At 34.8% G+C, this 8,702-nt stretch carries 7 protein-coding genes; 3 read left to right on the forward strand and 4 right to left on the reverse strand.

Annotated features, from left to right (window positions below):
* Nucleotides 1-60 precede the first annotated feature (60 nt).
* The 3 genes from ABD792_RS18805 to ABD792_RS18815 all read right to left on the reverse strand — a co-directional run bounded on the left by ABD792_RS18805 (nucleotide 61) and on the right by ABD792_RS18815 (nucleotide 4,443).
* Nucleotides 61-591 carry a hypothetical protein gene (locus ABD792_RS18805; RefSeq protein ID WP_345008066.1) on the reverse strand — a complete coding sequence of 177 codons (531 nt, stop codon included), beginning with the start codon at nucleotides 589-591 and terminating at the stop codon, nucleotides 61-63.
* 105 nt (nucleotides 592-696) lie between these two features.
* Nucleotides 697-1,890, reverse strand: coding sequence for a hypothetical protein (locus ABD792_RS18810; RefSeq protein WP_345008068.1), 1,194 nt, complete (start codon nucleotides 1,888-1,890; stop codon nucleotides 697-699).
* 366 nt (nucleotides 1,891-2,256) lie between these two features.
* Nucleotides 2,257-4,443 carry a glutamine synthetase III family protein gene (locus ABD792_RS18815; RefSeq protein ID WP_345008070.1) on the reverse strand — a complete coding sequence of 729 codons (2,187 nt, stop codon included), beginning with the start codon at nucleotides 4,441-4,443 and terminating at the stop codon, nucleotides 2,257-2,259.
* A gap of 267 nt (nucleotides 4,444-4,710) precedes the next feature.
* Here ABD792_RS18815 and ABD792_RS18820 point away from each other — a divergent pair, with 267 nt between their 5' ends.
* On the forward strand, nucleotides 4,711-5,772 hold the full coding sequence (locus tag ABD792_RS18820) for a glutamine synthetase beta-grasp domain-containing protein (RefSeq protein ID WP_345008072.1): 1,062 nt from the start codon (nucleotides 4,711-4,713) through the stop codon (nucleotides 5,770-5,772).
* A gap of 94 nt (nucleotides 5,773-5,866) precedes the next feature.
* Here the strand turns inward: ABD792_RS18820 and ABD792_RS18825 are convergent, their stop codons facing one another.
* Complete coding sequence (locus tag ABD792_RS18825) at nucleotides 5,867-6,811, reverse strand: calcium/sodium antiporter (protein ID WP_345008074.1); 945 nt, start codon at nucleotides 6,809-6,811, stop codon at nucleotides 5,867-5,869.
* 144 nt (nucleotides 6,812-6,955) lie between these two features.
* Here ABD792_RS18825 and ABD792_RS18830 point away from each other — a divergent pair, with 144 nt between their 5' ends.
* Nucleotides 6,956-7,747: a hypothetical protein gene (locus ABD792_RS18830; protein ID WP_345008075.1), complete on the forward strand. Its 792-nt coding sequence runs from the start codon at nucleotides 6,956-6,958 to the stop codon at nucleotides 7,745-7,747.
* 193 nt (nucleotides 7,748-7,940) lie between these two features.
* Nucleotides 7,941-8,300 carry a BlaI/MecI/CopY family transcriptional regulator gene (locus ABD792_RS18835; protein ID WP_345008077.1) on the forward strand — a complete coding sequence of 120 codons (360 nt, stop codon included), beginning with the start codon at nucleotides 7,941-7,943 and terminating at the stop codon, nucleotides 8,298-8,300.
* Nucleotides 8,301-8,702: the final 402 nt, after the last annotated feature.

Genomic DNA, 8,702 nt, shown 5'->3' on the forward strand with positions numbered 1-8,702 from the left:
AAACAAGGCACAAAAAAGCAGTAATATCTGATGACGCTTGCCGTACATACTTTTAAAAAATTAAAAACTTCTTATGACCAATGTTTTAGCCGTTCCTTGCATTTTAATTTTAATGTTGTTCGATAACGAATTAACACCAAACCTTTCCAGAAGTAAGTCGTCACCTTTCTGCAACAATTTAAAATTATCGTACGTTACATTTCCATACGCATAACTATAAACCGCATTATTATTTCCTTCCTGGATTAGCTCTTCCGAAACATCTGCTATAGCATTAACACTTTCTATGTTATTAAAATTTCCTACTTGGTAATATTTTATATCAGCACTCACATGAGTTGAAAATGCATGTATGGTATTATAATCCCCTACTTGCTGCAACGTAATTTCACTTTTAGGCGCCATTTTTTTATGGGATGCCAATCTTACCGCTTGTTGCTGCATTAAAAAATTGGATACTTGACTTTTATAGCTAAAGATCGACAACTCGTTATTAGTTCCATAATCACCTGACAATTCTTGAGAAAATGCCAAACTTGTTGAAAAACATATAAAAAGCATAAGTGCTATAAGGGCAGGGTGTATTTTCATTGATACCGATTAAAAGGCTTGTTCTTAACAAAAACAAAGTAAGAAAAGGAGGCTTAAGACACACCTCCTTTTCTTTTAATTTTATTGAACTAAAAAAAGGGGATATTAGTTAGTTTGTAAAGTTCCTGCAACGTTTCCAACACCTGTTTGGGTTATCGTACTTACGTGCATGTTTCCAAATTGGGCAGATCCTGCTAAGTTTAATCCTCCATTTTGCAAAATGGTAGAATCATTACCATATCCAGACTGAAGTGTTACTCCTAAGTTGTACCCTCCATCCTGATCTATTAAACTTACGTTTTCTTCACCAAACTGAGTTTGCAATGCTACATTAGTATTTCCAACTTGATAAGCTTTAGCTTCATTTTTGTTACCATATTGGTATTGGTAAGCTCTGTTCCCAAAATACATTTGATCTACTAAAGCTTTATTTTTGTTACCATATTGATTTTGGTTAGCATAGTTATTGGCTCCAACTTGATCTGCTTTTACTCTGTTTCTATCACCATTCTGATCTTGTTTGGCTATGTTAAAAGCACCATCTTGATCTACTTTTGCTTTATTTTTATTGCCGTCTTGATCTTGCTCTGCATAATTTGAGAAACCATCCTGCTCTGCAAAAGCCATATTTTCATCACCATCTTGATCTTGTGCAGCATAGTTATAACCACCGTCCTGGATCAACTTAGCACTATTACCGTTTCCATTTTGGGTCTGGTAACCTTCGTTGCTTTTTCCCAATTGGTCTACATATGCGTAGTTATTATTTCCTTTTTGGTATTGATCGGCGTAATTACCTTTTCCTTCTTGATTGGCAATAGCAAGATTACCATCAGAATGGTTAGGTCCACTGTTTTGATCCTGTCTTGCTTCGTTATTTCTTCCTTTTTGATCTACATGAGCTTCGTTGTTATCAAATCGTTGTTTTTGCCAAGAAACATTCCCTTTTCCTCTTTGGTAAGCAGTGGTCAAGTTGCCTTCGGCATATCCAACCCCCACATCAACAGTAGCACTATTGTATCTACCTCTTTGTGTAACGTAACTATCGTTATCATCACCTGCTTGTTTAATATCTGCCGTGTTTTTTTTCCCAACTTGATCTACAAAAGCTGCATTGTAATGTCCTCCATCTACATTGTTTTTACCGTCTTGATCTACTTTAGACTCATTCATATAGCCTACTTGACTAACTAAGGATAAGTTTGCTGTTCCTGTCTGGTCTACATCACTGACATTACTTTGAGCAAATGCAAATGCTCCACATAACATTAAGGTTGTACTAAAAAAATAATTTTTCATGTTTTAAAAATTTGGATTAATTAATAGGTTAATATTTTAGTTCAATAAAATACTGGGGGTAAATAGCAAATAACACAAAGCATTGATGGTCGTATATAAAAAACTGAGAGTCATTTTTTCTTAATTAGACATAAACTCAACTACGAAAAACAAAATAGGTTTTGGTAGTTTTTCATGAAATTTACATTGATCATTGAGAGATGCTTTTTTGTGTTACTCATTAGTTATGATAGAAACAACCATAAAATAAAATACCCTACTACTTTTATTCTTTTTAAGACCAAATGCAGAAAAATACTTTTCAACGGGCAAAAAAAATCCTAATCGGTTAGATTAGGATTTTTGATTCTATAGTAGGCAAATAGATTATCTTGTAAACAGTAATTCCCTATACTTTGTTAAAGGCCAAATCTCATCGTCAATTAACAACTCTAGCTTATCGCAGTGATAGCGAATATCATCAAATAGCGGTTTAACATTAAAACAATATGCATAGGCTTTTTTTTCAATGTCATCAATGCTATTAGCTTTTTTGCGTTCGTTAATCATTTTAGTAACATTTGCATTTATCCCTTCAATATGACTGGAAATATCTTCTATTAAGCTCAACTGTTCCTTGGATACCGCCTCATACTTTTTATCGAAAATTTCCTTTAAACCCTTTACGTTCTCTATAAGAATATTTTGATACTTCACTGCTGTAGGCACAATATGATTCCTTGCAATATCACCTAGCACACGGCCTTCTATTTGGATATGCATGATATAAGCTTCAATTTCAATCTCATAACGCGCCTCAGTCTCTATACGACTCATAACTTCCATTTCTTCAAACAAGGCTATCGTTTGCTCTGAAATACGCGCTTTTAAGGCTTCTGGGGTTGTTTTGTTATTACTTAGCCCCCTTCTCTTAGCTTCTTCTTCCCATTCTTTTCCATAGCCATTACCTTCAAACAAAATATCTCTGGACGATTTAATATACTCGCGTAACACATTAAATATTGCCTCGTCTTTCTTTAAGTCTTTCTTATCTATCAGGGCATCCACTTCTACTTTAAAATCCTTTAACTGTTTAGCTACGATAGTATTTAAAACCGTCATTGGGTTACCACAATTTGCTGTAGATCCAACAGCTCTAAACTCGAACTTATTACCAGTAAATGCAAAAGGAGAGGTTCTGTTCCTATCTGTATTATCTAATAAAACATCTGGAATTTTACCAACAACATTCAACTTAAGTTCTGTTTTTTCCTGAGGTGATAACTTCCCTTTTGTAACGCCTTCTAATTCCTCCAACACTTTGGTAAGTTGCTCTCCAATAAATACCGAAATGATTGCTGGTGGTGCTTCGTTTGCTCCCAGTCTGTGATCGTTACTAGCCGATGCTATAGCAGCACGCAACAAAGCCTCATGCTTATGAACTGCCTTAATTGTATTTATGAAGAATGTTAAAAATTGTAAATTACTCATTGGCGTTTTTCCTGGAGCTAATAAATTAACTCCTGTATCTGTTGAAAGCGACCAGTTGTTATGCTTTCCTGAGCCATTAATTCCGGCAAAAGGTTTTTCATGCATCAAAACTTTAAAGTTATGACGAGAAGCAATACGTCCCATAACATCCATTAATAGGGAATTATGATCTACCGCCAAATTGGCTTCTTCAAAAATAGGTGCTAATTCAAATTGATTGGGCGCTACTTCGTTATGGCGTGTTTTTACTGGAATCCCTAAAAGCATACACTCATTTTCCAACTCGCGCATAAAATTTAAGGCTCTTGTTGGAATTGACCCAAAATAATGATCGTCCAATTGTTGTCCTTTTGCCGGCGAATGCCCTAAAAGGGTACGCCCTGTTAATGTAATGTCTGGACGACTCGCAGCTAACCGCTTATCTATTAAAAAGTACTCCTGCTCCCAACCTAAAGATGACGACACTTTTTTTACGTTCTTGTCAAAATAACGACACACCGCTGTAGCAGCATCATCAACAGCATGGAGCGCCCTTAACAATGGCGTTTTATAATCTAATGCTTCTCCTGTATACGCAACAAAAATGGTTGGGATACATAAGGTCGTTCCATAAATAAATGCAGGCGATGTTGGATCCCAAGCAGTATAGCCCCTTGCCTCAAAAGTATTCCTAATACCTCCACTAGGAAAACTGGAAGCATCGGGTTCCTGTTGCACTAACTGACTCCCTCCAAACTTTTCAATAGCCATTCCATCTCCAGTAGTTTCAAAAAAGGCATCATGTTTTTCTGCTGTTGCTCCAGTTAATGGCTGAAACCAATGTGTGTAATGAGTCACTCCTTTAGACAAAGCCCAATCCTTCATTGAAGACGCAACTTGATCTGCAATACCTCGATCGATCTTTTTACCATACTTTATGGCATTAACGACCCCAACAAAAGCATCCTTGGTTAAATATTGACGCATGGTATTTTCGTTAAACACATTTTCTCCAAATAATTCAGAACGCCGTATCTTCTCTTCTACAGCAACTGGTTTTGAACCTAAAGATCCTTTTATAGCATGAAATCTTAATGTTGACATTTTTTAAAACAATTTTAACAAGTTGAGTAATAAAATTTTAGCAAAAATAAGGTTCGAAAAACAATAATCCGACATAATCCCCAAAATTTGTTGTTAACAATCTTTCAATAATTACATCTAAAAATATTCTTTTTTTAAATTATACCTTAAAAAAATAGGGTCTAAATAAAAATAACCTGTACTTTTATTAAAACACCCCCATAAATTACAAAGTATCACATAAAAAATTATATTTGTATCATTATTTCAATTAATAAAACATCTATTATGGCAAAAATTAAATTAGAATACATCTGGTTAGACGGATACTTCCCTACTCAAAATATGAGAAGTAAAACCAAGGTTGAGGAGCATGAAAATTTTCAAGGCACACTTGAAGAAATAGGAAATTGGTCGTTTGACGGATCTTCAACGAAACAAGCGGAAGGTGGATCATCTGATTGTATCCTAAAACCGGTTGCTATCTATCCAGATCCTGAAAGAAATAACGGATACTTAGTAATGACTGAAGTTCTAAACCCTGATGGTACTCCACACGTATCTAATGGTAGAGCTACTATTGATGATGAAGATGATGATTTCTGGTTTGGTTTTGAGCAAGAATATTTCATCATGGATGTTCATACTGAATTACCTCTAGGATTCCCAAGAGGCGGGTATCCAAAACCTCAAGGTATGTACTACTGTTCTGTTGGTGGTTTAAACACACACGGAAGAGATTTAGTTGAGGAGCATGCTGATTTATGTATAGCAGCTGGATTGAACTTTGAAGGCATCAACCAAGAAGTAGCTTGCGGACAGTGGGAATTCCAATTATTTGCCAAAGGTGCAAAACAAGCTGGTGACGAAATTTGGGTTGCAAGATATCTATTGGACAGATTAACTGAAAAATACGGCTACTATATTGAGTACCATCCAAAACCACTTGGAAAAGATTTGGATTGGAACGGTTCCGGTATGCACGCCAACTTCTCAAACAGTACACTAAGAACTTGTGGTTCTAAAGAGGTATATGAAAAAATATGTGAAGCGTTCCGCCCAGTTGTTGATGAGCACATTGCGGTTTACGGTGAATTTAATGACCAACGTTTAACCGGGTTACACGAAACTGCCGCTATCACTGATTTCTCTTACGGTGTTTCTGATAGGGGTGCTTCTATACGTATTCCAATTGCAACTGTAGAAAGAGGATACAAAGGTTGGTTAGAAGATAGAAGACCTGCATCTAACGGTGATCCATACAAAATTGCTGCTAGAATTATTAAAACTGTTAAATCTGCTGATGTTACTGCTGATGCAGCTGAGACACTTAATTCTGCCAAAGCTTAAGATAAACAAACATTTTGTTCATAATAAAAAAGACTGCTAAACGCAGTCTTTTTTATTGCAATAATATCTACAAATTAATTCTTTCGCATATAAATTATTTCATAGCAAATACCAAAAACATAAACACTCCATAAGCAAATACCAATAAAAACCCTTTAGCCCTGCTTATCTGAAATTTCTGCTTAACAAATACCATAGGCAGTAACACTAAAGCAAAACCCAGCATCCAAAAAATATCATTGGAAAGTATCTGTTTTTCAGTTACTGGTATCGGCTTAACAATAGCTGTTAGCCCCAAAACAGAGCCAATGTTAAATATATTGGAACCAATTAAATTACCAAGTGAAATAGCTTTCTCTTGTTTAGCGGCCGCGATCACCGATGCAGCCAACTCTGGTACACTTGTACCAATAGCTATTAAGGAAACTCCTATTACCGCCTCACTTACTCCAATGGCCTGCGCTATTTCTTTAGCTCCCTCCACTAACCATTCGCTACCATAATATAAAGCTGAAGCCCCAATGACCAACCAAATAAAAATTTTAAAACCAGACACAACGGCCAAAGTTTCGTCAACTTCGTCTACAACTGTATTATTTTTTAACCCTCTTATCAATACCATTAAAAATAATATAAGGCCAGCAAACAATGTACTTCCTTCTACAAGCGAAAGTTTTGCATCATTGTAAAGAAAATAATATAAGAATAAAGAAAACACCATCATGACAGGCCAGTTGAGCTTGTAAAACGATCTATCGACCGCTATTGGCCCTACCAAAGCCGTTATTCCCAAAACCAAACCTATATTAGCAATATTAGAACCTACTACATTATTGATAGCTATTGCCGGAGACCCTGATAAAGCAGCCTGAATACTCACCAATAGTTCTGGTGCAGAAGTCGCAAAGGAAACAACGGTCATCCCTATAACCATTTTGGATATGTCGAACTTAAAAGACAAAGCTACAGATGACCGTACCAAAAACTCTCCACCAATTACCAAGAGCACGAAACCTAGAACAACTAAAATTATACTCATAAAAACAATTTTTTGCGAAGATAATACACCCTCTTTTAAAGCAGGCATAGATTTTTACAATTGTTAACATTCGATGATAAAATTCAGTTAAACTTTTACAACACATTTAATTCTGTTATAATTTTGATTAAAAAAGTTTTAACCATGAAAACAATACGTCTTTCTAAAATCGAACTTATCTTTTTTCTGATTTCACTATTATCCCTTGTCTTACTTAAGGCTAATGCTTTTAATAACCCTCAAAAGGCAATATCACAAACCACTGATGTTATTATTACTTTGGATAATGACACCAACGATTACGAGCTAGATGATATTATAAGCATGCTAAAAGAAAACGAAATAACCGCTAGTTTCACTAAAGTTAACAGAAATGACATAGGGCAGCTAACTGGTATTCGCATTACCTTAAAAGATGCTCATGGTGAACAAATAGTTAACGAAGTATCCAGTAACACCCCTATTGAGAAATTAAGCTTTGGCAGAAAAGGTGGTAAGTTATTTATATCTCAAGGGGAAAAAAGCATGGGCAATTTTACCTTTTTTAATAAGCCCAATTTCCCCTTTGGTTTTCCAAGCGACTCCTTATTTGGCAGTAATTTTAACAACCTTAATCTTAATGACTTATTTGGGGACATAAACGATAGTATCTTTTTTAATGGTCAGCGTTTTAACATAAAAGAACTCATGGAACAAATGCAACGTGGATTTAATCATGTAACGCCCAACCACACTGGTAAATATAAGTTTATAGATAACCCCAATACCGAAAAACTCATCATTATTGACGGTAAGGAAAGTGACTTTGAAAAGCTCAATAGATTGGCCGAAGCAGACAAAATAGCCGATGTTGAAGTTTTAAATTCAAAAATAGCCACTAGCATTTATGGAGAAAAGGCTAAAGACGGCGCAATAATAGTTATAACAAAAGATTAGATTAGTTTGGTTAGTTAGTTAATTTTTGCAAAAAGAGGCACACACTTTAACGTTCGCCTCTTTTTCTTTTTCAAAAGATTTGAAAACTAAATAAATAGTTACAAAACTACATATATAGTTGTATAACTACAAAAATAGTTATACATTTGAATTATCATATTACACATAAACATTTGAAAGACTTATCTATTCCATGCAAAAGCTAACTAATAAAGAAGAAGAGATTATGCATATTCTATGGAAACTTGAAAAAGCTTTTGTAAAAGATGTTCTAGCAGAAATTGAAGAAGATAAACCACACTATAATACCCTCTCTACTATTATTCGACATTTAGAAGAAAAGGGCTATGTGGATTACTATGCTTATGGCAAAACACATCAATACTATCCTATTATCACAAAAGAAGCCTACCGAAAAAAGTTCATGAACAATGCTATTGAAAACTATTTTAACAGTTCCTATAAGAATGTTGTATCATTTTTTGCCAAAGAAGAAAAGATAAGTGTAGAGGAATTAAAAGAAATTATAGACTTAATTGAAAAGCAAAAGTAATCGTGGAATATTTACTAAAAGCATCTGCCATTATCTCCATATTTTATCTTTTCTACAAGGTACTTTTACAACATGATACATTTTTCCATTCAAACCGCCTCTTTTTACTAATAGGTTTAGCTTCTGCCATCGCCTTACCCTTCATAGTTATCCCCATTTATATTGAATACACTCCTGTCAACCTTGATAGTTTAGAATCTGCTCCAATTAGCATTCCTATAGAAACTAGAGAGGCTTCTTTTAATATTTGGGATTATGCCTTTACAGTCTATTTAGTTGGCGTTGTTATATTTTCTATTCGGCTTTGTATCCAATTATTTTCCTTATTACGTTGGACTTGCAACAAAAAGTCGGACAATTTTTCTAAGACCTATGCCACGTTTTTAATTTGATAAAATTCTT

The sequence above is a fragment of the Snuella lapsa genome (assembly GCF_039539345.1).
Classification (GTDB): domain Bacteria; phylum Bacteroidota; class Bacteroidia; order Flavobacteriales; family Flavobacteriaceae; genus Snuella; species Snuella lapsa.